Origin of the sequence: Roseburia sp. OM03-7AC (assembly GCF_003462625.1) — a bacterium.
GTDB classification, from domain to species: domain Bacteria; phylum Bacillota; class Clostridia; order Lachnospirales; family Lachnospiraceae; genus Roseburia_C; species Roseburia_C amylophila.
On the sequence record NZ_QTZJ01000027.1, the window covers coordinates 1 to 1,465 of the forward strand.

The 1,465-nt window shown below is 35.6% G+C and carries 2 protein-coding genes; both read right to left on the reverse strand.

Annotated features, from left to right (window positions below; translation table 11 throughout):
• Positions 1-37: 37 nt before the first annotated feature.
• A complete protein-coding gene (locus DXB39_RS14585; protein ID WP_199535032.1) occupies positions 38-925 on the reverse strand; it encodes an IS3 family transposase in 888 nt (295 codons plus the stop codon).
• Positions 856-1,419: a helix-turn-helix domain-containing protein gene (locus DXB39_RS14975; RefSeq protein ID WP_242997815.1), complete on the reverse strand. Its 564-nt coding sequence runs from the start codon at positions 1,417-1,419 to the stop codon at positions 856-858. Before DXB39_RS14975 ends, DXB39_RS14585 begins: the two co-directional genes overlap by 70 nt.
• Between the last annotated feature and the right edge of the window lie 46 nt (positions 1,420-1,465).

A 1,465-nucleotide genomic window follows, 5' to 3' on the forward strand; every position in this document is an offset into this window, starting at 1 on the left:
TGATATGTACCCAGAATCCTGGACACATATTTATGAACTAGGCTGAACACATGGATGCTATCCTGTATTGTACAGGCGGCATCCATTTTGTTTTTGCCTGAATTCTTTTGTTATTATAATAATCTATATATTCTTCAACCGCTTGTGAAAATTCTTCGAAAGAAGAATAGTTTTTTTCATAGCCATAATACATTTCATTTTTTAATCGTCCAAAGAACGTCTCCATAATACAATTATCATAACAATTACCTTTTCGTGACATGGATTGTATAATGCCATGTTCCTGTAAAGCATTTCTAAAATAAGCATGTTGATACTGCCAGCCTTGATCTGAATGAAATATCAATCCTTCAACTGAAGGAAATTTTTCAAATGCTTTATTCAGCATTCTTTTTATCTGTTCAAGATTAGGACTCATGGATAAATCATATGAGATGATTTCATTTGTATTCATATCTAGCACTGGAGAAATATAACACTTTCCCCATGCAAAATTGAACTGTGATACATCTGTGGTCCATTTTTGTAAAGGCAAAGTTGTACTGAAATCCCTGTCTATTATGTTGTCAGCAATCTTACCAACTTCACCCTTATAAGAATGATATTTCTCCTTTGGTCTTTTTCCGGCTAGACCTGCTTCATGCATAAGACGCTGAACTCTTTTATGGTTCACCTGATACCCGCGATTAATAAGTTCCTGGTGAACCCGTCTTACACCATATCTGCGCTTGTTCTCAACAAAAACACTTTTTATTTCTTCTAGTATTTCTTGATTGCGTTCGGCAATAACATCGTTTCTGCTAATCTCAAAATAGTAAGTAGATCTAGCCATGTGCATTGCTTTAAGGAGATATTTTAATTGGTATCCGTTTTCTCTGAGTTTTTTGATGATTGCTGCTTTTTCGCCTTGAGTTGCGCAGCCCATTTTTCTTGCCTCAAGGCGATCCGTTTTTTTATTACTTCATTCTCAGCTTTGATATATTCGTTTTCAGTTCTCAAGCGTATCAGTTCTTCTCGTTCTGATTCTGTTAAAGGTAATGGATTTGTTGACTTCTTCATTCTTGATTCCTTTGTTGGACGTCCTTTTTTACTTTCTACTAATCCATTATATCCTTGTGATTTATATTTGTATACCCATTGATAAAGCATTCCTGAGTTAATACCTGCTTCTATGGCAACTTTCCTCCTTGGTATGCCTGCAATAACTTTTAAAACCAGTTCAAGTTTTTCTTCCGGTGTCCACACTTTATTGAACACCTTATGTTTTAAAACTTCTGGACCATGTAAATCAACCAATCCAGACCATTCTCGTATATGTCTTTTGAGAGTATCTGGATTCGCACCCTCTGGGATATCTGGATACGAACCTGAATGATACAATTCAACACACATCAGTTTAAACTCATAACTATAACGCATAAAAACACCCTCCTTACTGGTTGTCCAGTAAAGAGGGTACATATCA

Bases quoted from the DNA above. Each gene is read 5' to 3' on its own strand.
- DXB39_RS14585 (WP_199535032.1), bottom strand. From the start codon at position 925: ATGGGCTGCGCAACTCAAGGCGAAAAAGCAGCAATCATCAAAAAACTC.
- DXB39_RS14975 (WP_242997815.1), bottom strand. From the start codon at position 1,419: ATGCGTTATAGTTATGAGTTTAAACTGATGTGTGTTGAATTGTATCAT.